Below are 25,306 nucleotides of genomic sequence, written 5' to 3'. Positions count from 1 at the left end.
GCCGTGCTACGTTGCCGGGGCCATTCGAAAGGGGGTTTCGATCATGCTCATGCCGTTCCGCTGGGTCGGCGCGCTGGCGCTCGCCAGTGCGTTGCCTGTTGCCGCCCATGCCGCCACCGCCGACAGCGGTTACCGGCAACCGCCCGAGCCGCTGCTGGGCGTGATGCGCGCGCCGCTCAATCCGTCGCCGCGGCTGGACCCGACCGGGCGCACCCTGCTGCTGGTGGAGCGCCAGGCCTACCCGCCGATCGCGCGCGTCGCCGAGCCGTACCTGAAACTGGCCGGGGTGCGCGTGGAGCCGCGTACCCACGCGCGCCACGACATGTCCAACGGCTACGGCATCCGCGCCTGCCTGGACGGCTTCAGCCTGGTCGACGTGGCCAGCGGCAAGCAGACCGCGATCACCCTGCCGGCCGGCGCCTGTCCGGCACAACCGGTGTGGTCGCCGGACGGGCGCCGCTTCGCCTTCAACAACACCGCGGCCGACCGCGTCGAACTGTGGCTGGGCGACGTCGCCACCGGCGCGGTGCGCCGCATCGACGGCGTGCAGCTCAACCCCGTGTTGGGCGGCGAGATCCAGTGGCTGGGCGGCAGCGACACGCTGCTGGTGCGCACGGTGCCGCAGGATCTGGGCGCGGCGCCGGTGAAGGCGGCGGTGCCGCCGGGGCCGGAGGTCAAGGAAGCGATCCGCGGCAAGGGCGAGAGCAGCACCTACGAGGCCCGCGACACCCTGTCCAGTCCCGAGGACGAGGCCCAGTTCACCTACTACGCCACTTCGCAGTTGGTCACCGTGGATGCCGCCAGCGGCAAACTGCGCACGATCGCCAAGCCGGCGGTGTACTCGGTGGTCGACGGCGCGCCGGACGGCCGCCACGTGCGCGTGGAGCGCCTGCAGCGCCCGTATTCCTACGTCACCACCTACGGCCGCTTCGCCCACGACGTGGCGGTGCTGGACCTGGCCGACGGTAGCGAGCGCGTGCTGGCCAACCTGCCGGTGGCCGACCGGGTGCCGGTGCATGGCGTGCCGACCGGGCCGCGTGCCTACGGCTGGCGTTCCAACCAGCCGGCCACCCTGGTCTGGGCCGAGGCGCTGGACGGCGGCGACTGGAAGACGAGCGTTCCTGCCCGCGACAAGCTGCTGACCCTGTCGGCGCCGTTCACCGGCAAGCCGCGCGAACTGGCCAAGGTGACCCAGCGTTACGCCGGCTTGAGCTGGTTCGCGCAGGGTGGGCAGGTGTTGCTGGACGAGTACGACGAGAACCGCCACTGGCGCCGCACCACGCTGTTGGACGCGGACCGCCCCGGCAGCGCCGGACGGGTGCTGTTCGACCTGTCCACCGACGATCTGTACGCCGATCCGGGCACGCCCGAGCTGCGTCGCTTGCCAAACGGCGAGTACGTGCTGCGCGAGGACAACGGCGCGCTGTTCCTGAGCGGACAGGGCGCCACCCCGGCCGGCGACCGGCCGTTCCTGGACCGCTACGAGCTGGCGAGCGGCAAGACCCAGCGCCTGTTCCGCAGCGGCGCCGACGTCGACGAAGCCTTTGCCGGATTCGCCGGCGACGACACCAGCCGCCTGCTGACCTGGCGGCAGTCGCCGAGCGACCCGCCCAACGTGTACCTGCGCACGCTGGGCCAGGCGCAGCCGGCCGCGGGGGCCGGCGAGGCAGTGGTCGCCTCCACCCTGGCACCGGTGACCCGCTTCCCCGACCCGACCCCGGTGGTGCGGCAGATCCAGAAACGTCTGGTGACTTACAAGCGCAAGGACGGGGTGGAACTGTCCTTCACCCTGTACACGCCGCCCGGCTACAAGGAAGGCACGCGGGTGCCGGCGATCCTCTACGCCTATCCGCTGGACTACGCCGATGCCTCCAAGGCCGGCCAGGTCAGCGGCGCCAACGACCGCGACTTCACCCGCCTGCATTCCTACCAACTGTTGCTGCTGGCCGGCTACGCGATCATCGACGATGCCGCGTTCCCGATCGTCGGCGACCCGAAGACCGCCTACGACACCTACCTGCAGCAACTGGTGGAGAATGCACAGGCGGCGGTGGACAAGGCGGTGGCGCTGGGCGTGGTCGACCGCGACCGCATCGGCGTCACCGGGCATAGCCACGGCGCGCTGATGGCGGCCAACCTGCTGGCGCATACCGACCTGTTCCGCGCCGGCGTGGCCACCAGCGGCAGCTACAACAAGACCCTGACCCCGTTCGGCTTCCAGAACGAGCGGCGTTCGTTCTGGGCCGCGCCGGAGGTGTACGCGCAGGCCTCGGCGTTCTTCCACGCCGACAAGATCAACGAGCCGCTGTTGCTGGTGCACGGCATGGACGACGCCAACCCCGGCACCGAGACCACCCAGGCGCCGCGCATGTTCCAGGCCATCCGCGGCCTCGGCGGCACCGCGCGGCTGGTGCTGCTGCCGTTCGAACCGCACTGGTACACCGCGCGCGAGTCCAACGAGGACGTGGTGGCAGAAATGCTGGAGTGGTTCGACCGCTACGTGAAGCAGGCGCCGCCGCGTGCGGCGTCGGCGGCGAGCGCGGCGGTGCAGAAGCAGTAGCTGGGCGGTCCGGGAGCGTACGATGCGATCGATCCTGTTCCTGACGCCGCTGTTCCTGGCGCTCACGGCATGCGATGCCGTCGACACGGTGAAGGATGCGTACGCGCATTCGCGGAAGGTGGCTGCCGACCTGGAAGCGTCGGTCGGCAGCAAGCCCCAGGTCGGCTTCAACTGGAAAAACGGCGCCCTGGACCAGGTCACGGTCAACTTCCAGGGCGTCCCGCACAAGCCGCTGGAGCAGATCGTGCAACTCAGCAAGGCCTCGGTGGTCGCGCGCTTCGAGCAGGCGCCGAAGAATGTGGTGGTGACGTTTACGGTGCCGGGGAAGTAGTGCCGCATCCGGCGATTTGTCCAGCCGACGCCGCGTTGCGGCGCGGCTCGATTCAGGCGTGAGGCAAGGCATGGCCAGACCCTGCTATCCGGGTACAACGATTCCCGTGCGTCGTGGGGACCTGGTCAGGTGGCATGACGACGAACGCCCATCGCAAGTGCTCTTTGTCGTCAGCACTGGCGACTTTCCGCCGGAAGAAGACGTCGCCTCAAGAGAGTGGTTTCGGTCCGAGTTCGGCGAAGGCATCATGATCGACACGCCTGCCGCGGGTTGGGTACTTGAGTCGGAAGACTGTGTGAACATCGTCTTGCTGCGTGCGGTCGATGAGCGCGCCTGACGAAGCTCGTTCGAGCCGATGCTGTTTCGCAGCACTCGTGGATCGTGGCTAAGGAGTTCTGCATGCATCACGCTGATGACGCGGTTGAGATCGAGCGCCTTGTAAACGTGTTGGTTGCAGAAGGGTACTTCGCATATTGCAGGTGGGATGGCACGGTGCCGCTCTTGTTCGCTCTCGGCGAAAAGAAGACGCACTCTGTGGACGTGCGGCGTCGCGGCGAGCAGGTGACAGTGCATTACTGGTTCGGATATCCCGACGACGATTTCATTCGCGAAGAACGGTTCCAGAGCTTCGCTGAGACGATAGCGCCGATGAGGGCTTGGCTCGCCAAGGACACCTCGAGCTGACGCGGCGTCGCAGCAGTTTTTCGTTGAAAGGTGCGATAGCGCGTGCTGCACCGAGGCCGGATCCGCGTTCTCCGTCTAGGCCCCTTCGACCAAGGTCGGAACGACGCCCTCCCCGCCAAAGGACTATGCTCGGAGCCGGCGCACCGGCCTTGGGAGGGGCGGCATGGACTACGCGACGCTGTACCGACGTTCGATCGAGCAACCCGAGGAATTCTGGGCCGAGCAGGCCCAGGCGATCCACTGGGAGCGGCCGCCGCAGGCGATCCTGGAGTACGACACGCCGCCGTTCCGGCGCTGGTTCGTCGGCGGGCTGACCAACCTGTGCCACAACGCGGTGGACCGGCACCTGCCCGCGCGCGCCGCGCAGTTGGCGCTGGTCGCGGTGTCCAGCGAAACCGGGCAGACCCAGGAGATCACCTACGCGCAGCTGCACCGCGAGGTCAACGCCTTCGCCGCGGTGCTGCAGCGGCTGGACGTGCAGCGCGGCGACCGCGTGGTCATCTACATGCCGAACATGGCCGAGGCGGTTTACGCGATGCTGGCTTGCGCGCGCATCGGCGCGGTGCACTCGGTGGTGTTCGGCGGCTTCGCCGCGCACAACCTGGCGCTGCGCATCGACGATGCGAGGCCCAAGCTGTTGATCGCCGCCGATGCCGGCAGCCGCGGCGGCAAGCGCATCCCCTACAAGCCGCTGGTCGATGCCGCGTGCGCCGAAGCCAGTGCGCCGCCACCGACGGTGCTGATCGTCTCGCGTGGGCTGGATCCGGCGCAGCCGCGCGTACCCGGGCGCGACGTCGACTATGCCGCGCTGCGCGCCGAGGTCGGCGATACGCAGGTACCCGTGGTGTGGCTGGAATCCAACGAGCCCAGCTACCTGCTGTACACCTCCGGCACCACCGGCAAACCCAAGGGCGTGCAGCGCGACGTCGGCGGTCATGCGGTGGCGCTGGCACTGTCGATGCGCACGGTGTTCGACTGCGGCCCCGGACAGACCATGTTCTCCACCTCCGATGTGGGCTGGGCGGTGGGGCACTCGTACAACGTGTACGGCCCGCTGATCGTCGGCGCGACCTCGCTGCTGTACGAAGGCCTGCCGGTGCAACCGGATCCGGGTGTGTGGTGGGCGCTGTGCGAGAAGTACCGCGTGCGCACCATGTTCTCCTCGCCGACCGCGATCCGTGTGCTCAAGAAGCACCCGGCGCGCTACCTGCGCGAGCGCGACCTGAGCGCGCTGCGCTATCTGTTCCTGGCCGGCGAGCCGCTGGACGAGCCGACCGCACTGTGGATCGGCGAAGCGCTGGGCAAGCCGGTGATCGACAACTACTGGCAGACCGAGACCGGCTGGCCGGTGCTGACCCTGTTGCCGGGCGTCGAGCTGCGGCCGGTGAAACCGGGTTCGCCGGGCTTTCCCAATCTCGGTTACCGCACGCGCATCGTCGACGAGCATGGCGTGGAGGTGCCGGCCGGGCGCAAGGGCGTGTTGGTGATCGAACCGCCGTTGCCGCCGGGCTGCATGACCACGGTGTGGAACGACGATGCGCGCTTCCTGCGCAGCTACTTCAGCCACTTCGACACGCTGCTGTACAGCTCGCTGGACTGGGCGATCCGCGATGAGGACGGCTACACCTTCATCCTCGGCCGCACCGACGACGTGATCAACGTCGCCGGGCATCGCCTGGGCACGCGCGAGATCGAGGAAGCCATCGCCGGCCACGCCGACGTGGCCGAAGTCGCGGTGATCGGCATGCACGACGAATTGAAAGGGCAGGTGCCGGTGGTGTTCGCGACGCTGAAGCATGTCGCGCCGGATGCTGCGGCGGTGGTCGAGGAACTGCGCCAGTGCGTGGTGCAGCGGCTCGGCGCAGTGGCGCGGCCGGCGCAGGTGTATCTGGTGCAGGCACTGCCGAAGACGCGCTCGGGCAAGCTGTTGCGGCGTTCGCTGCAGGCACTGGCCGAGCAGCGCGATCCGGGCGATCTGTCGACGCTGGACGATCCCGGTGCGCTGGAGGAGATTCGCCGCGCCTTGCGCGGTTGACGCCGCATGACGACGCCGGCGCAGATGCGCCGGCGTTCGCGGCAACGCTTAGCTCAGGCCTTCGGCCTGCAGCGCGGCCTGCACCTGCGGATCGGCGGACATGCGTTCGAAATGCAGTTGCAGGTTGGCGCCGAGCGCGATCTGCTGCGCGCGCGCCCAGCGCAGGGTGACGAACAGATAGGCGTCGGCGATGGAGCGGCGTGCGCCGCCCAGCCAGGTCTGCTGTTCCAGTGCGGCCTCCACGCGCGCATACAGCGTGCGCACACGCTCGCGTGCGTGTTCCTGGGTGCGCGCGATCACCGCGGCATCGTCGAGATAGCGGGTGCTGCCGAACAGCGGATGGAAGGCCGGATGCAGGTCGGCGTTGAGGAAGGCCAGCCAGCGCTGCACTTCGGCGCGGCTGCGCGGGCTGCCGTCGCCTGCCAGGTGCGCGTCGGGCGCGAGATCGGCGATGTAGTTGAGGATCGCCGAATTCTGGGTGAGCACCCAGTCGTCCACCTGCAGCGCCGGCACCGCGCCGGCCGGATTGATCGCCAGATACGCAGGCGCCTTCATCGCGGCGGCATCGAGCAGCTTCAGTTCGAACGGCAATCCGGCCCAGCGCAGCGCGATGTGATCGGCCAGCGAACAGGCGCCGGGCTTGGAATAGAGTTTCATGGCATGCGGCTCCGCATCATTCAGGACGCCAGAGCGTACCCGCTGCGCGGGGCGCTTGGCGATCACTGGCACACCGTGCGTGGCGTGCGGGAGCTTGCGTCGGATGTGCCTGCGTGGCGAAGGATCAGGAGGCGTTGCGCGGGCGCAGCTTCTGCACGCGATAGAACGTGTGGTCGCCGATGGTCGCGACCTGATAGGCATTGCGCCAGCTCGGGCTGGCGATGGCATGCGCGGCGAAGTGGCTGGCGCCGGGCACGATCTCCTTGCGCTGGCCCTGCGGCAGCGCCCAGTTGCGCTCGGCGGCGAAGGCGACCTTGACCGCGTCGGCCCAGGCGTCGTCGTTCTTCAGCTCGGTGCCCGGCTTCACCAGGCCCGGCGCGAACTGCTTGCGCGCGGTGACCACCTGGCACATCGAATCGCCCCACAGACCGCTGTCCAGACGCCGCAATGCGACTTCGGCGACGGCTTGCTGCCCGCGCAGCGTCTGGTCGCGCGCTTCCAGGTACACGGTGGTGCTGAGGCAAAGCGAATCGGCAGCGGGTTGCGGCAACAATTGCGATAGCCAGAGGATCCAGGCCAGTTTCATCGTACTCCTTGCTCCGTATGGGCCGTCGTCGAGGTGACGCGCCGGAGTGGCGCGGCAAGCGATGCGGCTTGGCGTCATGGGGAGGCGGCCTGTCACGGGCCGCCCGGGTGCCGGCAATCTGAAGTCCGGCGGGACCCGCCAAGATGGGCGGGTCGGAAGAGGGGCGCACAATAGGCGCCGCTTCCCGAATCGCAACTGAACCTCGAGTCTTGACAGGGTTCACATCTCGCACTGTGGCAACGCCGTCGTGCCTGGCCGCGCGACGGCATGGCGCAGCGCCGCGATGCGGCGCATCAGGCTCAGGGAAACTGCTTGCGCTGCATCAGCATCGCGTACACCTTGACCACCGGATCGGCATGTCCGCTCAGTTGCGCGAGGCGCTGTTCGCGATCGGACCAACGTTGCGCTTGCTCGGCGAGCACGTGCAGATCGCCGAACCAGGTGTCGTGATCGCGCGCGTAGTACGGTCCGCTCAACAGCGTGGCGAGCAGGTTCATGCCGCGGTCGCGCGCGGTGCCGGCTGGCGCATACTCGAGATAGCGCAGCAGTTCGCGCAGGCGCGCGCGCTGCACGCGGCCGCTGTCGTCGCTGGCCGCGGTCTGTTGCAGCACGCCGTGGTCGAGTTGGTCGAGGAAATCCAGCGAGGCCTTTTCCGTGGCAAGGGCGTCGGCGCCAGCGTCAGGATCCAGCAACTGCGTGCGGATGTTGTAGCCGGCCTGGCGGATCAGCGAGATCGCGTCTTCGTCCACCGGCTGGGCCGTGACCGGTTGCGCGGGCAGGATGCGTTCGCTGGGCAGCTCGGCGACGAAGCGCTGCTCCAGCAGCCAGTGGTTGCCGAGCACGCTGGACGGACACCGCGTCTGCGCCAGGTGCGCGGCAACGTAGCCGCGGTAGGCACTGTGCAGCCGCTCGCGCAGCGCGGTGTCGGAGAGCTGTTGCAGCACCAGCGGCATGTCGCCGGCGACGCTCAGTTCGGTGGCGGTGAAGCCGGCATCGTCGCCGCGGATGCGCGCGAGCATGCGCGTCAGGCTGTCGGCGAGCTGTGCCTGTCCTGCGCTGTCCAGCGGCGCAGCGGCGAGTGCCATCTTCAGCGCCGGCGCGGTGTCGGTTTCGTGTTGCGCCGCGTCCACACGTGCGCTCACCGCGGCTGCGCGCGCCGTCGGTTGTGTCGGCTGCAGTGCAGTAGTCAACGCATAGACCGGACTGGGATCGTCGAGGTAGGCCGCATCGCAACTGCCGGGTTGCGGTGTCGGCAGTGTCGCGAACAGCGCCTGCGCCTGTGCCGGCGTGGCGCGCTGCGCGGCACGCGTCTGCAGCGTCAGCCGGTCCAGGCCGGCGGTGCGCACTGCGCGCAATTCGTCGGGGTTCTCTTCGCTGACGTAGCCGACACGGGCCAGGCCGGGCATGCGCCGTTGCGCGCGCTCGGCCAATGCCACGGCCTGTCGCGTCAGCCGTTGCGCGGCAGTGGCACGGTCGCCATCGGCTTGCAGATCGGGGGAGGCGGCGAGGCGCAGCAGCACATCGGCCTGGAAGTCGGCGGGCAGCGCCTGCGCCGCGGCCAGCACCGCACTTGCGGGCGGTCCGGGCATGGCATTGCGGTTCACCGACGGGACGTCGGTGTGCAGCGGGGTCTGTGCGCTCGCCGGGTCGGCAGGCGCGTGCGTTGCGAGAGAGGCGGGCGCTGCGGTTTGCGCGCGGTGGGCGGTGGCCGCGCGTTGCAGCAGCGGCACGCACGCGCCGGCGACCAGCAGCGCGAGAAGCAGATGGCGGGGACGTGGGGCGGAACGCATGGGAGCTCCTGAAGGCGGACGACGGACTGCACGGCGCAAGGGCGCCGTGCAGGACCGGGGAGCGCACTCCCCGGCGCGACCATCCAGTGGTCAGTTGTAGCGCGCGGTGTTGCGCGGGACGTTGGCGCGGATCACACCGAGCGGATCGTCGGTGATGATGCTGGTGAAGCCGGCGGTGACCTGCGCGCGGAAGTTCGGACGGTCGTCGGCGGTCTCGTTGCCGAAGTACTTGGTTTTCGTCAGGTAGTCGTCCAGCGATGCGCAGCAGGTGCCGTTGCTGCGCACGAAGTGCTGGCCGTCATGGCTGCTGAGGCGGTATTCGGGCACCGGCGAGAAGGCGCCGATCGCCTGCTTCTGCGCCTGGTTCGCGGCCAGCAGCTCGGCAGTCGGGTCGCCGCGGCGGGGCTGCTTGTTGCCGATTTCCAGCCAGGCGAAGCCGCTTTGCTTGCGCACTTCGGTGATCCACGCGCTGACCCGGCACTGCGGCGTATTGGGCGCGGTGAAGCCGCACAGGCCGACGTAGTTGTCGGCGATCCTGTCCATGTCGCCCGCATAGACGGTCGGTGCGAACGGCACGCCCTTGGTGAAGCGGGTGATGTCGCTGGGTGTCTTCGGCAGCAGCGAGGCGCTGAACTTCAGCACCACCTGGTTCTGCATCTTGAACGCATTGACCTGGTCGGCCGCGCGCGACACCGCGTCCAGCGACTTCAGATCCAGCACCACCACCATGTGGTTGGCATAGTGGCTCACCGCATCCAGTGCGATGCCCAGCGAGGCCGGATGGTCGTTGGTCTTGGCGAAGTTCTTGTCGCGCAGGTACATGTTGATCAGATCATGGCTGCTCAGGGTGCTGATGTCCGGATTCCAGCCCGACGGATTGGCTGCCGGCTGGAAGATGTTGAAGCCCGGGTTGTGGTCGATGACGCGGCCGGCATTCTGGTCGTGGAACAGCCACAGGACGCCATCGGACGCCTGCTTGACGTCCAGTTCGATCGCTTCGATGTTCTCGTTGTAGGTATCGAGGATCGAGCAGGTGGAGTTCTCGGCGCAGCCGTTGCCGACCAGCCCGCGATGCGAGATCACCACGACGTCGGCGTGATTGCCCTGGTAGGGATTCTTCATCACGTTGAGGATGTGTTCCGGGTTCCAGTTGCTGGCGGCCGACGCCATGCCGGACAGCGCGCTCAGCGAGACGCAGGCCAGCGCCAGGGCGAGGGCCTTGGCGGGTTTCTTGGGCAGTTTCATGTGCTCTCTTCCGTTCGGGGTTGATGGAATGAAGTGAAGGAACGCAACGCGCCGCCGCCGCCATGCCAGTGAGCGCGGTCGTCAGTGGTGCAGTGCTCGAAGCGACGGGCATCGTCCTGGCAGTGCATGCCGCCCGTCTGAAACTGGACTCCTGGCGACGCGGCGCGTGGCGATCGCGCCGCGTCGCCAGGATTGGGAACGAGACCGGCTACCGGGACGTGTCCGTGCCGTGCAGGTAGCGTTGCAATGCCAACGGTTCGTCGGTTTGGATCATGCTCACGCCGTGCTTGCGCAGCCCGCCCCAGACCGCGGCCGGATCGCGCAGCGCGCGCTGGTCGGTGTAGTTGGCCGACAGCCGCATCGGCCTGCCGCTGGCGATGTCGTTGGTCATGGTGTTGACGAACAGCCGCGCGTGCGGCGCCAGTTCGCGTTGCGCGATGTCCAGCACCGCCGGGTCGTCGAACATCAACTGCACCACCGCCGGCCGCAGGCGCGCGGCGCGGCGCAAGGCCTGCTCGGGCGACAGCGCCGAATCGCGCTGCAGGTACAGCGCCTGCACCGCGATATCGGCCTTGCGCGCGCGCTGCAGCACCGCCGCCGGTACGTCCAGTGGCACGTTGAGCAGTACGTCGCGTTGCGCGCCGGCGGCCTCCACCGCGTCGATCACCTGGTCCAGCGCCGCGGCCTTGATGTCCAGGTTCACCAGCACCTTGCCGCGCGCCACGGCCAGCGCCTGCGCCAGTGTCGGCGGATGCCGCGCGGTGAGCGTGCTGTCGCGCCCGCCGCCCTGGCTGCGCACGCGCAAGGCGGCGATCTGCGCCGCCGTCAGATCGGCCACCGCGCCGTGGCCGTCGGTGGTGCGGTCCACGGTCTCGTCGTGCATCAGCACCAGCCCACCGTCGCGGGTGGTGCGCACGTCGATCTCGACCATGTCCACGCCGCGTGCGATGCAGGCAGCAATGCCGTCCAGGGTGTTCTCGGACGCGAACTTCCAGCAGGCGCGGTGCGAGACCACCAGCGGCGGCCCGTGCGGGTCGCGCAGGCGGTCGGGCAGGCTCGGCGTGGCCGCCAGGGCCAGGATCGGCAGCGACAGCACTGCGCTCATCAACAGTCTCCGGCAGTGCATGCTCACCACCTCCAGGTCAGCGATGCGTTGTAGTTGCGGCCGAAGATCGGCCGCGCGTAGATCGCGTCGGCGGTGCCTTGCCCGGACAAGGTGTCCACCCGCGCATTGCCTTCGGTCAGGCCAAGCGCGTTGCTGACATTGGCCGCGTGCAGCTGCAGTTCCAGGTGCTCGCTCAGCCGCGCGAACAGGCCCAGGTCGTAGGTGGTGTAGGCGGGCAGGGCGGTGGCGTTGGTGTAATCGACGTAGCGCTGGCCCATGCGATAGGCGGTGGCCGACAGTTCCACCGGCCGGCCGTCGATGTCGAAGTACAGGGTCGGGCTGATCGACGCCATGAACTTGGGAATGCGCGAGATCTGCTTGCCGTCCAGGTCGCCGTAGCTGAGGCCGGTGGTCGCATTGCTCAGGCCGCGCGTCTGCGGATCCTGCAGCGTGGCCGAGCCGGTGATGCCGAACAGCGGCGACGGCCGCCAGGTGAACTCCGACTCCAGGCCCAGGGTGCGGGTCTTGCCGACCAGTGCCAGATTCTGCACAGCGCCGGTGTTGTCGAGCACGATGGCGCTGATCGATAGGTCGTTGAAGCGGCTCCAGAAACCGACCGTGGAGAACGAGAAGGTGTCGCCGAAGCTGCCGCGCAGGCCGGCTTCGGCCTGGTCGATGTCGGTGACGTCCGCGTTCTGGGTCTGGTAGACGTTCTGCAGCCGCGGCAGGCGCTGCGACTGGGTGTAGCGGGCGAAGGTCTGCAGTTGCGGGGTCAGCGCGAACTCGGCACCCAGCGTCCACTGCGTGGCATGGCGGTGATCGGTGCGCGGACTGAACGCACCGCTGAGGCCGCCGACGTTGTCGTCGGCCAGCGTGGTCGGATCGCCGAGATTGCGCGTGGTGTTGGCGTACACGCCGCCGTTGGCGTTGTAGCGGGTGTAGCGCACGCCGGCATCCAGGCCGAGGCGGCCGAAGCGCACCGAATCCCACAGGTACGGCGACAGGTAGGTGGCGTTGGCGAAGCCGCTGGTGACGCCGTTGCCGTAGCGCACGAAACCGTTCTGGGTGACCGAACCGACCACGTTGCCGGCGGCGTCGTAGGCCAGCACGTCCAGGCGCTGCGCGTTGTTCTGCAGCGTGGTGAGCACGGTGTTCTGCAGCCGGTCCTGGCGGAATTCGACGTGCTGCACGTTGAGGCCGGCGGTGAGCGTGTGCTTGCCCAGCGCGGTGTCGTCGAACGCCTTGCTCAGGCGCAGGTCGTCGGACAGCGTGCGCAGATGGGTGCGCGCATTCCACAGGCCGCTCTCCAGCACCAGGCCGTCGGCCGCGGCCGGATCGTAGGCGGCGCCGTTGCGGGTGGTGACGTAGCCGACCCGCGCCACGCGCGCGCCGAAGCCGCTGCGCGCGCGGCCGAGCTGCGTGTTGAGGTAGGCGCCGGCGTCGTAGGGCGCGGCGCCGGAGAACAGCGCGGTGTAGTCCACTTCCGCATCGACGAAGCGCATGCGGTTGTTGAGGGTCAGGCCATCGCCCAGGTCCCATTCCAGGTGCGTGCCGAGTTGCTTGACCTTGTTATGGATGCCGTCGGCCAGGTCCAGGTTGCGCGCCAGCGGGCCGTTGCCGTCGAAGGTGAGCGCCGTGGTGTGGCGCAGGTCGTTGGATAGCAGTGTGCCGTCCAGCGGATCGAGCAGCGACGACAGCGATTGCGACGGATTGCGCGGGTCGGCGAGCGGAATCGGGTTGTAGAAGGCGGTGCGGTCGTTGAGGTACTTGGCGTCGACGTCGAGGATCGCATCGCCCATCAGGAAGGTCAGGTTGCCGCGCAGCTGGCCGCCCTGGTCGGCGGTGTAGCCGGTACGGCGCAGGCCGTCGTCGCTGCGGTGATAACCGCCGATGCTGTACAGCACGTTCTCGCTGAGCGGGCCGGCGCTGTAGGCGTCCTCGCGGCGCAGGCCGTCGCTGCCGACGGTCATGCGCACCGCGCCCTCGGGCGTGGCGGTGCCGTGGCGGGTGATGGCATTGACCGTGCCGCCCGGCGCGTTGGTCGCGAACAGCGGCGAGGTGCCGCCGCGCACCACTTCCAGGCGCTCGGTCATCATGTCCAGCGCGAACAGGGTGTCGACGTTGAAGAAGCTTTCCTGCGGCTCGTCGAACAGGGTCAGGCCGTCTTCCTGGTACTGCACGTAGTACCAGCCGCCTGCGGGCAGGCCGCGCACGTAGAGGTTCTGGCCACCGCCCTGGCCGCCGGAGGGTTCGGCGGAGAAGCCAGGGACCGCCCGCAGCATGTCCACGCTGCTGCTCGGGGTGCTGCGCTCCAGGCGTTCCTTGGACACCACGCTGATCGCGAACGGTGCGTCCTTCTGCGACTGGCCCTGCGGCGTGCCGGTGACCACGATCTGGTCCAGCGTGGTGGTGGCATCGGCCGGCGGTGCCGGCGCGTCCTCGGCATGGACGGCAGTGGCGCTGCCGAGGATGGACGCGAGCGCGATCGCCAGCAGGCTCGGGTGCGGATGAACGGTACGCATGAAGACCCCCAGTAAAAGAATGTGGGGGTAATACTATTTACCATGTATGAAACTTCTGTGTCCACATGCTAGGTTGTTGCGGTTGTGCATCCATCACGCTTCTGTCCGCCTATGCCGCATCCCGATTTCCCGCCGCGCGTCAGTGCCGGCGGCCGCCAGTTGCTCGACCGTGTGTTCAAGACCGGGGTACAGACCCAGGCGGCGCTGAGCCGCGACCTGGATCTGTCGCAGCCCACCGTGGCGCGCCTGCTGCAGGGTTTCGTGCAGGACCGCATGGTCCAGCTCAGCGCCCGTGCCGCCGAGGGCCGCGGCAATCCCAGCGTCGACGTGCGGCTGGCGCCGGACTACGCCTACGCCTTCGGCATCGGCCTGATGGGCGACGTGGTGGCGCTGGCGCTGGTGGATTTCGCCGGCAACGTGCGTGGTCAGCGCCGCATCGGCCTGGCCGACATGCGCCGTGCGCCGGTGCTGGCGCAACTGCAGCGATTCCGTGCCGAGCTGCTGGCCGAGACCGGGGTGGACCCGGCGCGGGTGGTCGGCGTGGGCATGGCGATCTCGGCGTTCTTCACCGGCCAGGGCCGGCAGATGGCCGGGCCGCCGGCGCTGGAGGACTGGACCCAGGTGGACCTGGTGCCGATCCTGGAAGAGGCGCTGGGCTGTGCGGTGACGGTCGAGAACGACGGCGCGGCGGCGGCGGTGGCCGAGAGCCTGTACGGGGTCGGCCGCGAGTGTCGCGACTTCGTGTACCTGCACCTGACCAACGGTTTCGGCGGCGGCATCATCGCCGATGGCCGGCTGTTCCGCGGCTACCGCGGCAATGCCGGCGAGTTCGGCGGCATCTGGACCGTCGGCGGCATGGCCTATCCGAACCTGGATGCGCTGCTGTCCCTGGTGCGCGCCGCCGGCCAGGACTACGCCGGGGTCGAGCAGATGCTGGGCGTGATCGACGCGCACACCCCGGGCGTGGACGCCTGGCTGGAGATGGCCGAGGCGCCGTTCTCGCAGCTGTGCGCCTACCTGGCCTATGCGCTGGATCCGCAGGCGATCGTGATCGGCGGGCGCCTGCCGGCCACGATCGGCGCGCGCCTGATCGAGCGCATCCGCATCCCGCGCGCGCCCAACCGGCATGGCCTGGCGCCGCCGCTGCCGCAGCTGTGCATCGCCCGCACCGTCGGCGACGCGGTGACCCTGGGCGCGGCGTTGATGCCGTTGCAGCGCGCCTTCTTCGCCTAGCGCACGACTGCGCGCGCTACGCCGCAGGGCCGATGCCGCTGCGTGGCGGGCGATCCTGCGTCAGATCCGTGGCCTTTCGGGGCCGCAGCGGCGGCGGCGGCGCTGCCGCCGACCCTGTGCCAACGCCTCAACCGCCGTTGGCGGTCGCCGCCATGCCGGCGTCGGCAGCCAATGGCCGGCGACGCCCGGTGAGCAGCGCCAGCAGCAGGCACAGCGCCCCGCACAACAGCGGACCGGCCGCCATCGCCCAGCACAGCAGCAGGCAGTGCCCGTCGCGGTAGTCCAGCGCGTCCAGCAGCAGGCCGATCAGCACAACGCCGGCGGCCAGTGCCACCTGCGCGGCGGCGGTCAGCGCGGCGAAGCTCAGCGCGTGCTGGGCGACGGCGCGGGTGGCGGTGCGTTGTGCGTGCCAGGCCCACACCAGTTGTCCGCCGCTGCCGCCGATCGCACCGATGCAGGCCGCGGCGGCCAGGCTGAGCAACGGCTGCGCCGGCAGTGCCAGCGCGAACAGTGGCGCGCAGAGCAGCAGGGCGCTGCCGAGCCAGGCCAGCCGTTGCGCCGGCGTGCGCTGTCGGCCCCAGCGCGCGGCCAGTGGCTGCACCAGCACCGTGCCGAGCGCATAGGCGATCAGGACCGCACTGCCCCAGCCGGGCGAGAGCAGGCCGTAGGCGGCCACGTATGGAGCGAGCTTGGTGAACGCGGGCAAGGTCAGCGAGACCGCCGCGATCAGCGCCAGCGGCTGCCAGGGAATCGCGCGCCACGAGGGCGCCGTGTCGGTCGCGGCTGCGGCCGTCGCGTCGGCCGGTGCCGGGTGGTTGGCGGTGGGACGACGCAGCACCCGCTGCAACTGCCAGGCGCACAGCATCGCCACGGCCGCCAGCACCGCGCTGGCCTGCAGCGCCAGGCCGCCGCCATCGGCGCCGCGGGCCAGCACCGCACCGACCACGCTGCTGATCAGCAGCGCCGCGGCGCCGCTGCCGGCCAGGCGCAGCGCGCTGGCACCGTCGTGGCCGCGCCACGGCCACTGCGCCAGGCTGAGCAACGTGTTCTGGGCCACGTCGCAGGCCGCGTAGGCCAGCCGGAACAGCAGGCTCACCGCCAGCACGTAGCCCAGCCGCCACGGCGACGGCAGCAACGGCGTAGCGAACACCAGCAGCAGCGCCAGCGCGGCGGCGGCCAGGCCGTGCCATTGCAGGCGTCCGGCGTTGCGCACGTCGCGCAGGCGTCGGCGCAGGCCCCAGCCGGCGCCGAGGCCGATCGCGGCGCTGAGCAGCAGGCCCAGCGCCAGCACCAACCCGGCCGCGATCGCGCGCAGGCCGGCGTGTTCGGTCAGCGAATAGATCAGCAGCAGTTCGCCGGCGTACCACAGCAGGCTCTTGCCGAAATGCGCGCCGGCATACGCCGCCAGCGCCGCGTGCGGCAGGCGGGGCAGGGTAGGCAGGGGGGAGGCGCATGGCATGCCCAGGCTTATAGCCGCACGATGCGACAGCACCAAGTCCGCCGCGCCGGCTTGCTGGGATCGACAGCGCTGGTCCTGGTTGCCAAAGGAGTCCGCCGATGTCGCTGTCATCGTCATTGCCCCGGCTGCTGTGCCTGTGTCTGGCCGCCTGCAGCGCGCCTGCCGCCGCGTCCGTGGCCGCGCGCCCGGAGGCGGTGCATCAGCTGTCCGCTGGCGATCTGCTGCGATTGCTGCGCGGCGATGCGCAGGCCGTGGCGACGCCGCTCGTCGGCAGCGCCGAGCAGCGCCGCGCCCAGGCCAGCGCGATGGCGCGGCTGTACATCGCCGGCGTCGCCGACGCCAACGTAGGCACGCAGTGGTGCGCCGGCGCGCAGGGCGTGCTGGCGCACGAACTGGTCGATCGCGTGTTCACCGCGCTGGCCGCGCTGCCGCCGGCGCAGTTGCGGCAGCGCGCGGCGGTTCCGGTGGAGCATGCGCTGCACGCGGCGTTCCCCTGCACGGCACGTTGAGCTTGCAGGCCCGTAGTTGGTGGCGTACAGGCATGCCTGCCGCAGACGACGTCCGCCTTGCACGCCGGTAGCGAGGACGATCACCGACCGCGCCCGGCCTAGCGCCGCGTGCATCGGCGCGACATTGTCGGCGATGGTCGCCGACGGCCTGTCAGGTCAGCGCATGCCCTACAACTGCGCCGCCAGCCGGCTGCCCTGGGCGATGGCGCGCTTGGCGTCCAGTTCGGCGGCGACATCGGCGCCGCCGATCAGGTGCGCGCTGCGGCCGGCGGCCAGCAACGCCGCCTGCAGGTCGCGCCGCGGTTCCTGGCCGGCGCAGACCACCACCGTACCCACCGGCAACAGTTGCTCGGCGCCGTCCACGCGGATGCGCAAACCGGTGTCGTCCACGCCCAGGTATTCGACGCCGCCGAGCATGGTCACGCCCTTGGCCTTGAGCGTGGCGCGATGGATCCAGCCGGTGGTCTTGCCCAGCCGCGCGCCGGGCCGGCCCGGGCTGCGCTGCAGCAGCCACACGCTGCGCGCCGGCGGCTCCGGACGCGGCTTGCACAGCGCGCCGCGGCCTTCGAACTGCGGGTCCACGCCCCACTCGGCCATCCACCGCGCCGGGTCCAGCGCGGTCGACTCCCCGGCGTGCACCAGGAATTCGCCGACATCGAAGCCGATGCCGCCGGCGCCGATGATCGCCACCTTGTCCGCGGCCTGCACCCGGCCCTGCAGCACGTCCAGATAACTGACCACGTTGGGATGATCGGCACCGGGGAACTCCACCGTGCGCGGCACGATGCCGGTGGCGAGTACCACCTCGTCGAAGTCGGCCAGCAGCGCCGCATCGGCGGTGGTCTGCAAGCGCAGCTCCACGCCGGTGGCCTCGAGTTGGTAGCGGAAGTAGCGCAGCGTCTCGTGGAATTCCTCCTTGCCGGGAATCCGCTTGGCCACGTTGAACTGGCCACCGATCTCGCTGGCGCTGTCGAACAGGGTGACGCGGTGGCCGCGTTGCGCGGCCACGGTCGCGCAGGCCAGCCCGGCCGGGCCGGCGCCGACCACGGCGATGCGCTTGGGCGCGCGCGTCGGCAGGTAGTTCAGTTCGGTCTCGGCGGCCGCGCGGGGATTGACCAGGCAACTGGCGGTCTTGTTCTCGAACACGTGGTCCAGGCAGGCCTGGTTGCAGGCGATGCAGGTGTTGATCGCCTGCGCCTGGCCGCGCTGCGCCTTGTTGGCCCATTCCGGATCGGCCAGCAGCGGCCGCGCCAGCGACACCATGTCGGCGCCGCCACCGGCGAGGATGCGCTCGGCCACGTCGGGCATGTTGATGCGGTTGGTGGCGATCAGCGGCAGCCGCACGTGCGGCTTGAGCTTGGCGGTGACCGCGGCGAAGGCGGCGCGCGGCACCGAGGTGGCGATGGTCGGCACGCGTGCCTCATGCCAGCCGATGCCGGAATTGATGATGGTCGCGCCGGCGGCCTCGATCGCCTGCGCCTGCATCACGATCTCCTGCCAGTCGCTGCCGTCCTCGACCAGGTCCACCAGCGACAGCCGGTAGACGATGATGAAGTCCGGCCCGCAAGCGGCGCGGATGCGGCGCACGATCTCCACCGCAAAGCGCATGCGCTTGGCCGCGTCGCCGCCCCAGGCATCGCTGCGGCGGTTGCTGCGCGGGGCGATGAACTCGTTGATCAGATAGCCTTCCGAACCCATCACCTCGACGCCGTCGTAGCCGGCCTCGCGGGCGAGCTTGGCGGCGTGCGCGTAGGCATCGATCTGGCGTTCGACGCCGCGCGCCGACAGCGCGCGCGGGGTGAACGGGTTGATCGGCGCCTTCAGCTTCGACGGCGCCACCGACAAGGGGTGATAGGCGTAGCGCCCGGCGTGCAGCAGCTGCAGGCAGATCTTGGCGCCGTGCGCATGCACTGCGGCGGTCACCTGCCGGTGCGGGCGCACCTCCCACGGCCAGGACAGCTTGCCGCCGAACGGTTTCAGCCAGCCGACCACGTTCGGCGCGAAGCCGCCGGTCACGATCAGTCCGACGCCGCCGGCGGCGCGCTCGGCGAAATACGCGGCCAGCTTGGGGAAGTCGCGGGCGCGGTCCTCCAGGCCGGTGTGCATGGAGCCCATCAGGATGCGGTTGCGCAACTGGGTGAAGCCCAGATCCAGCGGGGCGAACAGGTGCGGATAGGCGGCGGAGGCGGATTCGGGCTGGCCGGGGGCGGGCGACATGGCGTGGATACGCAGGCGTACGGAAGCGCGCAGGGTGCCGTGAAACTTGGGCTACGGCAAGAGGGACGTTGCCTTCGTGCCTTTACGCTGACTTTGAGGTTGCCTTGGCTATGGCGCGGGGATTCTGAAGCAGGAAGCTTTGAAGCAAAGGCAACAGCTTCCGCTGACGCGGGTCACTTTTCTTTGCTTGTGCAAAGAAAAGTAACCAAAAGAAACACACCCCGCAGCGCGCCCTCCGCGCTAGCGCGCTCCGGGTCCGCAGCCACGTCGGGCATTTTCCGACGGCACTTGTCCGCTACGCGGCCAAGCCCGGGGCAGGCGCCTCACGGCGCCTGCCCGTTCGCCGGGGCGAAGCAGTGCTTCGCCTTTGTCCGGCTCACCCATGTGCCGGCGGAAAACGACGCGCATCCTGCGCGTCGCCCTTCGGGTATTCGCCCGCCGCGTCTGCCGCGCCGAGGGGGCCCGGTAGATCAAAAGCACAGCAAACGCAGAAGCAACATCAGCAGAAGCGGAAGCAACAGCAACAGCAACAGCAGTTACGGTCGGCGGGGCGATCGTGCGAATGTTCCGATCACTGCGCGGCCGTTCAGCCCCAGCCGACCAATGCCAGTTTGCCGATGGTGCTGCCCGACTCCAGGCGCCGGTGCGCTTCGCGCAGGGTGGTGGCGTTGATCGGGTTGAGCGTCTCGGTCAGGGTGGTGCGCAGTTCGCCCGCGTCCACCAGGCTGGCGGTGCGCGCCAGGATGCGGTGCTGCTCGATCATGTCCTCGGTGCGGAAACGGGCGCGCGCGAACATCATTTCCCAGTGGATGCCGATGCACTTGGCCTTGTACGGGTCGCCGATGTGCAGCGGACCGCTCGGCTCGACGATCAGCCCGACGTGGCCCTGCGGCGCCAGCAGCTCGCCCAGCGGCTGCCAGTAGCGGTCGGTGTCGGCCAGGTTCAGCGCCGCGTCCACCTGGTCGATGCCCAGCGCCTGCAGCTGCGGCGCCAGCGCCTGGCGATGGTCGATCACGTGGTGCGCGCCGAGTTGCAGGCACCAGTCGCGGGTCTGCGGCCGCGAGGCGGTGGCGATCACCTCGAAGCCGGCATGCCGCGCCAACTGGATCGCGATCGAGCCGACCCCGCCGGCGCCGCCGATCACCAGCAGGCGGCGGCCGCGGTTGTGCGCGTCGTCGAAGTCGAACGGCATACGCTGGAACAGCAGCTCCCAGGCGGTCAGGGTGGTCAGCGGCAGCGCCGCGGCCTGGGCGAAGTCCAGCGTCGCCGGCTTGCGCGCGACGATGCGCGCATCCACCAGTTGGTACTGGGCGTTGCTGCCGGCGCGAGTGATGTCGCCGGCGTAGTAGACCTCGTCGCCCGGCTCGAAGCCCTCGACCTCGGGCCCGACCGCCTCGACCACGCCGGCGGCGTCGTAGCCCAGCACCTTGGGCTGGGCGTCGCGCGATGCGTTGCCGCGGACCTTGGTGTCCACCGGATTGACCGACACCGCCTCCACCCGCACCAGCAGGTCGTGGCCGCCGGGCGCGGGCGGTGTCGGCAGGTCGAGGTCGTGCAGCGACTGCGGATCGTCGATCGGCAGGGGTTGGAGAGTGGCGACCGCTTTCATGGAGGCTCCTGGACGTGAGGGAAAGGAGGGCACGGCCGCGGCTCAGACCGGCCGCGGGTTGCGCTCGGCGAAGCCGCGCTGGTGCCAGTACGGATACACCGGTACCGCTGCGCTGGCCGCATCCAGCTGTTGCACGTGGGCGGCATCGAGGGTCCAGCCGACCGCCCCCAGATTCTGCCGCAACTGCTCCTCGGTCCGTGCGCCGATGATCACGCTGCTGACGGTCGGTCGTTGCAGCAGCCAGTTCAGCGCGATCTGCGGCACGCTGCGGCCGGTCTCGGCGGCGATGGCCTCGAGGGCGTCGATCACCCGGTACAGGCGCTCTTCCTGCACCGGCGGGCCGGCCTCGGTGACCGCCTTGTCGTGCAGGCGGCTGCTGTCCGGCAGCGGCTGGCCGCGGCGCAGCTTGCCGGTCAGCCGGCCCCAGCCCAGCGGGCTCCACACCAGCGCGCCCACGCCCTGGTCCAGGCCCAGCGGCATCAGCTCCTCTTCGTAGTCGCGCCCGATCAGCGAGTAATAGGCCTGGTGCGCGACATAGCGCGACCAACCGTGGCGATCGGCCACCGCCAGCGACTTCATCAGTTGCCAGCCGGAGAAGTTGGACACGCCCAGGTAGCGGATCTTGCCGGCACGCACCAGGTCGTCGAGCGTGGACAGGGTCTCCTCCACAGGCGTGCGCGCATCGAAGCCGTGCAGCTGGAACAGGTCGAGGTAGTCGGTGCCCAGGCGGGTCAGCGCCGCTTCCACCGCGCGCACCAGGTGGAAGCGCGAGGAGCCGACGCTGTTGGGCACCGCGCGGTCGAAGCGGAAGCCGGCCTTGGTCGACAGCAGCACCTGGTCGCGGCGGCCCTTGATCGCCGCGCCCAGCACCGATTCGGCGGCGCCGCCGGAATAGACGTCGGCGCTGTCGAACAGGGTGACGCCGGCCTCCAGGCAGATGTCGATCAGGCGCCGCGCCTGGTCCACGTCCGAATTGCCCCAAGTGGCGAAGAAGGGATCGGTGCCGGCGAAGGTGCCGGTGCCGAAGCTGAGCACGGGGACCTTGAAGCCGGACGCACCGAGATGACGGTATTCCATGGAGAACTCCTGATGGTGGGGAAGGGGATGGGAGAGACGGCGTCAGCGCGCCGCGGTGTCGGTGTCGACCGCGCCCGCAGCGGCGGGAGCAGGAGGGCGCGCGGGCGCGTTGGCGCCGAGCAATTGCGCGGCAGCCTGTGCCATGGCCGCGTAGCCGGCGTCGCCGGGATGCAGGTGATCGCCCGAGTCGACGTCCGCGCGCATCCGCGTGGGGTGCGCGGGGTCGCGCAGCAGCGCATCGAAATCCAGGATCGCGTCGAAGCCGTTGCCGGCGCGCAGCCAGGCATTGACCTGCTGGCGTACGGCCTCCTTCTGCGCGCTGTAGTAGCCGGGGATCGGCGAGTCCGGCAACGCGCCCTCGAACGGGGTGAGGGTGGCGCCGATCACCCGGAGGCCGCGTGCCTGCGCGCGCTGCAGCAGCTGCCGGTAGCCGGCGATCAGCTCCTCGGCCGACACCGGTGCATCGTCGGGTGCGAACGGCGTGGCATACCAACTGATGTCGTTGATGCCCATCAACAGGATCAGGCTGTGCACGCCGGGCTGCGCCAGTACGTCGCGGTCCAGCCGCGCCAGCGCGTTGCGGCCCATGCGGTCGCGCAGCACGCGGCCGCCGGAGATGCCGGCGTTGAGCACCGCCACCCGCTGTCCCGCCAGCCGCGTGGCCAACTGGTCCGGCCAGCGCCGGTCCTGCCCCGGCGTCGAGGCGGCGCCGTCGGTGATCGAGTCGCCCAGCGCCACCACCGCGCCGGCGGCATCGGCGCGGCGCACCTGGATGCCACTGACGAACAGCCGCACCGGCAGCGCGGTGGCGTCGGCCAGCGTGGCGTCGGCAGTGCGTTCGCCCTCGGCCAGCCACGCGCTCTGCAGGCCTTCCCAGTGAAAGGTGGACGGCGCGGTCGGCTGCGGCAGATACAGGCTGATGCTGAGCCGGGCCAGGTCCGGCACGCTCAGCGCCACCGGATCGCTGAGCACCGGCGCGCCCGGTGGCACCGTCACCTCGGTCTTGCCGCCGAAGCGCAGCGGCCGCTGCGAGCCGGGCAGGGTCGCAGCGCCGTCGCCGGCCAGCGCCAGCGACGCGGCGCCGATGTGCAGCGGCGTGTCGCCATAGGCGTTGCTCAGCTCCACCCGCACCTCGCTGCCACCCAGGCTGACCCGCGCCACCTGGCGCACGGTCTGCCGCCACAGGTGGAACGGCGTCTGTGTCGGGAACGGGAAGTCTGCGGCCCATAGTGGTTGCGGGCTGGCCTGCCAGGTCGCGACCCAGTCGCGCGGCGCCGCGTCGGCCGGCAGCGCCAGCGTGCCCAGCAGGGCCGTCGCCAGCGCGGCCCTTGCCATCGCCCGGCTCATGCCGCACCGCCAGCGGCGCAGCCGGCGCCGGTATCGGGCGTGGGCACGGCGGTGGCCGGCGACAGCCGCAGTGCGGCCAGCGCCACCGCCAGTCCGGCCAGGGTCAGCAGTGCCGCCACCCACGGCAGTTGCGACAGGCTGCCGCCGTGGCCGAGTACCAGGCCGCCGAGCCACGCGCCCAGCGCATTGCCCAGGTTGAACGCGCCGATGTTCAGGCTCGAGGCCAGATGCCGGCCGGCCTCGCCGGCCTTGCCCAGCACCCACACCTGCAGCGGCGCCACCGTGGCGAACGCGGCCACGCCCAGCAGGCCGATGCCCAGCGCCATCGCCGGTGCCGACGGCAAGGCGAAGGTCAGCGCCGCCAGCACCACGGCCAGCGCACCCAGGCTCAGCGGCAGCGCCTGCCGCGGGCGGCGGTCGGCCAGGCGTCCGCCGAGCACATTGCCGACGATCATGCCCACGCCGAACACCAGCAGCAGCGGCGACACCGCGCTGTCGGCCACCCCGGTGACCTGGGTCAGCAGCGGCTGCACATAGGTATACACCGCGAACACGCCGGCATAGCCCAGCACCGTGGTCGCCAGACCCAGCAGCACCGGGGCGCGACCGACCGCGCGCAGTTCCTCGCGCAGCGGCGGCGCCGGCGGGGCGTCGCGGTCGGCCGGCACCAGTGCTGCGATCACCACGGTGGCCAGGGCGCCGATCGCCGCCACCGCCCAGAACGTGGCGCGCCAGCCGTACTGCAGGCCCAGCCAGGCGCCGGCCGGCACCCCGAGCAGGGTGGCGACGGTGAGGCCGGTGAACATGGTCGAGATCGCCGAGGCCTTGCGCTGCGGCGGCACCAGGGTGGTGGCCACCACCGCGCCGACGCCGAAGAAGGTGCCATGCGCCAGCGAGGTGATCACCCGCGCCGCCATCAGCGCCGCATAGGTCGGCGCCAGCGCGCAGGCCAGGTTGCCGGCGGTGAACACCAGCATCAGCGCCAGCAGCACGCGCTTGCGCGGCCAGCGCCGGCTGGCCACGGTCAGCAGCGGCGCGCCGAGGAACACGCCCAGCGCATAGCCGGAGATCAACAGCCCCGCGGCGGGGACGCTGACCCGCAGGTCGGCCGCGACCTGCAACAGCAGGCCCATGATCACGAACTCGGTGGTGCCGATGCCGAAGGCGCCGGCGGTCAGTGCGAACAGCGCGATCGGCGTGCGCCCGGCGGCGGGCGGGTGGGGAGGTGGAGCAAGCGAGGCGGCCATGCGGCGGCTCCGAAAGTGGCGGGAGGACGGCAGCCTAGGCCTGCAGGTTCTCAGCAAAAACAGTAAAAATATTGAACAACTTTCAATGGAATCCACACAATGGACCGGATCGGCGATATCGCCCTGTTCCTGCGCGTGCTCGACCTCGGCTCGATCAGCGCCGCCGCGCGCAGCCTGGACATCTCGGTGGCGGTGGCCAGCCAGCGGCTGCAGCGGCTGGAACGCGCGCTCGGCGTGCGCCTGCTGCACCGGACCACGCGGCGCCTGCACCCGACCCCGGAAGGCCTGCAACTGGCCGAGCAGGGGCGGCCGCTGGTCGAGGACCTGGAATCGCTGGCCGGCGGCCTGCGCCAGGCCGGCGTCGCCGCCGCCGGCACCCTGCGGGTGACGATGTCGGCCGCGTTCGGGCGGCTCTACGTGTCGCCGCTGCTGCCGCGGTTCATGGCGCTGCACCCGCAGGTGCGGCTGAGCGTGCACCTGAGCGACAACGTCGTGGACCTGGTCAGCGAAGGCTTCGACCTGGCGATCCGCATCGGCAACCTGCGCGATTCCAGCCTGGTCGCGCGGCGCCTGGCCGGCAATCGGCGCATGCTCTGCGCCTCACCCGACTACCTGCGCCGCCATGGCACCCCGGCCACGCCGGCCGACCTGGCCGCGCACGCCTGCCTGCTGCTGACCGGCAGCGACGGAAGGCAGGACACCTGGCGGCTGCAGGGGCCCGACGGCGAGATCGCCGTGCGCGTGGCCGGACCGCTGGAGACCAACTTCGGCGAGGTGCTGCGCGACGCCGCGGTCAACGGCCAGGGCATCGCCCTGCATTCGGAATGGCACGTGGCCGAGGACCTGCGGCAGGGGCGGCTGCGCCAGGTGCTGGCCGACTTCCCGCTGACCGAGACCGGCATCTACGCGGTCATGCCGCAGCGCCGACTGGTACCGCCGCGGGTCCGGGCCTTCGTCGAGTTCATGCAGGCCGAGTTGGCCGACCCGCCGCCCTGGGCGCGGCCGCGGTGAGAACTGGGTCGCCCTGTGGGCGCTTGTCTACGACCGCAAACGGTCATCTCCCCGCCGCATTGCGGGATTTCATCAACCTGTA

General features: G+C 70.2%; 20 protein-coding genes. 8 read left to right on the top strand and 12 right to left on the bottom strand.

The genetic code is table 11. The features are described 5' to 3' along the window. Window positions 1-43 precede the first annotated feature (43 nt). From GGR66_RS10925 to prpE, 5 genes are all read left to right on the top strand, one after another. A complete protein-coding gene (locus GGR66_RS10925) occupies window positions 44-2,560 on the top strand; it encodes a prolyl oligopeptidase family serine peptidase (RefSeq protein ID WP_184448273.1) in 2,517 nt (838 codons plus the stop codon). Between the two features lie 22 nt (window positions 2,561-2,582). Beyond that, on the top strand, window positions 2,583-2,891 hold the full coding sequence (locus GGR66_RS10920) for a hypothetical protein (protein WP_184448272.1): 309 nt from the start codon (window positions 2,583-2,585) through the stop codon (window positions 2,889-2,891). Between the two features lie 70 nt (window positions 2,892-2,961). Continuing rightward, entirely contained in the window at window positions 2,962-3,228 is a 267-nt protein-coding gene (locus tag GGR66_RS10915) for a hypothetical protein (protein ID WP_184448271.1), read from the top strand. A 62-nt stretch (window positions 3,229-3,290) separates the two neighbouring features. Further along, window positions 3,291-3,575 carry a hypothetical protein gene (locus GGR66_RS10910; protein ID WP_184448270.1) on the top strand — a complete coding sequence of 95 codons (285 nt, stop codon included), beginning with the start codon at window positions 3,291-3,293 and terminating at the stop codon, window positions 3,573-3,575. 163 nt (window positions 3,576-3,738) lie between these two features. Then, window positions 3,739-5,610 carry a propionate--CoA ligase gene (gene prpE, locus GGR66_RS10905; RefSeq protein ID WP_184448269.1) on the top strand — a complete coding sequence of 624 codons (1,872 nt, stop codon included), beginning with the start codon at window positions 3,739-3,741 and terminating at the stop codon, window positions 5,608-5,610. Window positions 5,611-5,658: 48 nt separating this feature from the next. Here prpE and GGR66_RS10900 read toward each other — a convergent pair whose 3' ends face one another. The 6 genes from GGR66_RS10900 to GGR66_RS10875 form a co-directional block, all read right to left on the bottom strand. Then, window positions 5,659-6,267, bottom strand: a complete 609-nt coding sequence (locus GGR66_RS10900; protein WP_160967055.1) for a glutathione S-transferase N-terminal domain-containing protein — start codon at window positions 6,265-6,267, stop codon at window positions 5,659-5,661. Between the two features lie 124 nt (window positions 6,268-6,391). After that, window positions 6,392-6,853: a cell wall hydrolase gene (locus GGR66_RS10895; protein WP_019797714.1), complete on the bottom strand. Its 462-nt coding sequence runs from the start codon at window positions 6,851-6,853 to the stop codon at window positions 6,392-6,394. 299 nt (window positions 6,854-7,152) lie between these two features. Beyond that, entirely contained in the window at window positions 7,153-8,643 is a 1,491-nt protein-coding gene (locus GGR66_RS10890) for a hypothetical protein (protein ID WP_221236412.1), read from the bottom strand. A 90-nt stretch (window positions 8,644-8,733) separates the two neighbouring features. Then, on the bottom strand, window positions 8,734-9,888 hold the full coding sequence (locus GGR66_RS10885; RefSeq protein WP_160967057.1) for a glycerophosphodiester phosphodiesterase family protein: 1,155 nt from the start codon (window positions 9,886-9,888) through the stop codon (window positions 8,734-8,736). 208 nt (window positions 9,889-10,096) lie between these two features. Further along, window positions 10,097-10,993, bottom strand: coding sequence for a glycerophosphodiester phosphodiesterase family protein (locus tag GGR66_RS10880; RefSeq protein ID WP_184448268.1), 897 nt, complete (start codon window positions 10,991-10,993; stop codon window positions 10,097-10,099). 23 nt (window positions 10,994-11,016) lie between these two features. After that, a complete protein-coding gene (locus GGR66_RS10875; protein ID WP_184448267.1) occupies window positions 11,017-13,515 on the bottom strand; it encodes a TonB-dependent receptor in 2,499 nt (832 codons plus the stop codon). Between the two features lie 111 nt (window positions 13,516-13,626). Between GGR66_RS10875 and GGR66_RS10870 the strand changes: the two genes are divergently transcribed. After that, entirely contained in the window at window positions 13,627-14,748 is a 1,122-nt protein-coding gene (locus GGR66_RS10870; RefSeq protein WP_184448266.1) for an ROK family protein, read from the top strand. Window positions 14,749-14,875: 127 nt separating this feature from the next. Here GGR66_RS10870 and GGR66_RS10865 read toward each other — a convergent pair whose 3' ends face one another. Continuing rightward, a complete protein-coding gene (locus GGR66_RS10865) occupies window positions 14,876-16,207 on the bottom strand; it encodes an MFS transporter (protein WP_184448265.1) in 1,332 nt (443 codons plus the stop codon). A 98-nt stretch (window positions 16,208-16,305) separates the two neighbouring features. Between GGR66_RS10865 and GGR66_RS10860 the strand changes: the two genes are divergently transcribed. Next, a complete protein-coding gene (locus tag GGR66_RS10860; RefSeq protein ID WP_184448264.1) occupies window positions 16,306-16,716 on the top strand; it encodes a Rap1a/Tai family immunity protein in 411 nt (136 codons plus the stop codon). 168 nt (window positions 16,717-16,884) lie between these two features. Here GGR66_RS10860 and GGR66_RS10855 read toward each other — a convergent pair whose 3' ends face one another. The 5 genes from GGR66_RS10855 to GGR66_RS10835 all read right to left on the bottom strand — a co-directional run bounded on the left by GGR66_RS10855 (window position 16,885) and on the right by GGR66_RS10835 (window position 24,213). After that, window positions 16,885-18,933 (bottom strand): NADPH-dependent 2,4-dienoyl-CoA reductase, encoded by a 2,049-nt coding sequence (locus GGR66_RS10855; RefSeq protein ID WP_184448263.1) that lies wholly within the window; start codon window positions 18,931-18,933, stop codon window positions 16,885-16,887. A gap of 586 nt (window positions 18,934-19,519) precedes the next feature. Next, window positions 19,520-20,542, bottom strand: a complete 1,023-nt coding sequence (locus GGR66_RS10850; RefSeq protein ID WP_184448262.1) for a zinc-binding alcohol dehydrogenase family protein — start codon at window positions 20,540-20,542, stop codon at window positions 19,520-19,522. Between the two features lie 42 nt (window positions 20,543-20,584). After that, window positions 20,585-21,619 (bottom strand): aldo/keto reductase, encoded by a 1,035-nt coding sequence (locus GGR66_RS10845; protein ID WP_184448261.1) that lies wholly within the window; start codon window positions 21,617-21,619, stop codon window positions 20,585-20,587. Window positions 21,620-21,661: 42 nt separating this feature from the next. Then, window positions 21,662-22,966: an SGNH/GDSL hydrolase family protein gene (locus GGR66_RS10840; RefSeq protein WP_184448260.1), complete on the bottom strand. Its 1,305-nt coding sequence runs from the start codon at window positions 22,964-22,966 to the stop codon at window positions 21,662-21,664. Next, window positions 22,963-24,213: an MFS transporter gene (locus GGR66_RS10835; RefSeq protein WP_184448259.1), complete on the bottom strand. Its 1,251-nt coding sequence runs from the start codon at window positions 24,211-24,213 to the stop codon at window positions 22,963-22,965. Before GGR66_RS10835 ends, GGR66_RS10840 begins: the two co-directional genes overlap by 4 nt. A gap of 99 nt (window positions 24,214-24,312) precedes the next feature. Here GGR66_RS10835 and GGR66_RS10830 point away from each other — a divergent pair, with 99 nt between their 5' ends. Next, window positions 24,313-25,224, top strand: a complete 912-nt coding sequence (locus tag GGR66_RS10830) for a LysR family transcriptional regulator (RefSeq protein WP_184448258.1) — start codon at window positions 24,313-24,315, stop codon at window positions 25,222-25,224. Window positions 25,225-25,306 lie beyond the last annotated feature (82 nt).

Source organism: Xanthomonas sp. 3498 (assembly GCF_014199795.1).
Taxonomy (GTDB): Bacteria; Pseudomonadota; Gammaproteobacteria; order Xanthomonadales; family Xanthomonadaceae; genus Xanthomonas_A; species Xanthomonas_A rydalmerensis.
This window is presented reverse-complemented; position numbering and strand designations above follow the sequence as displayed.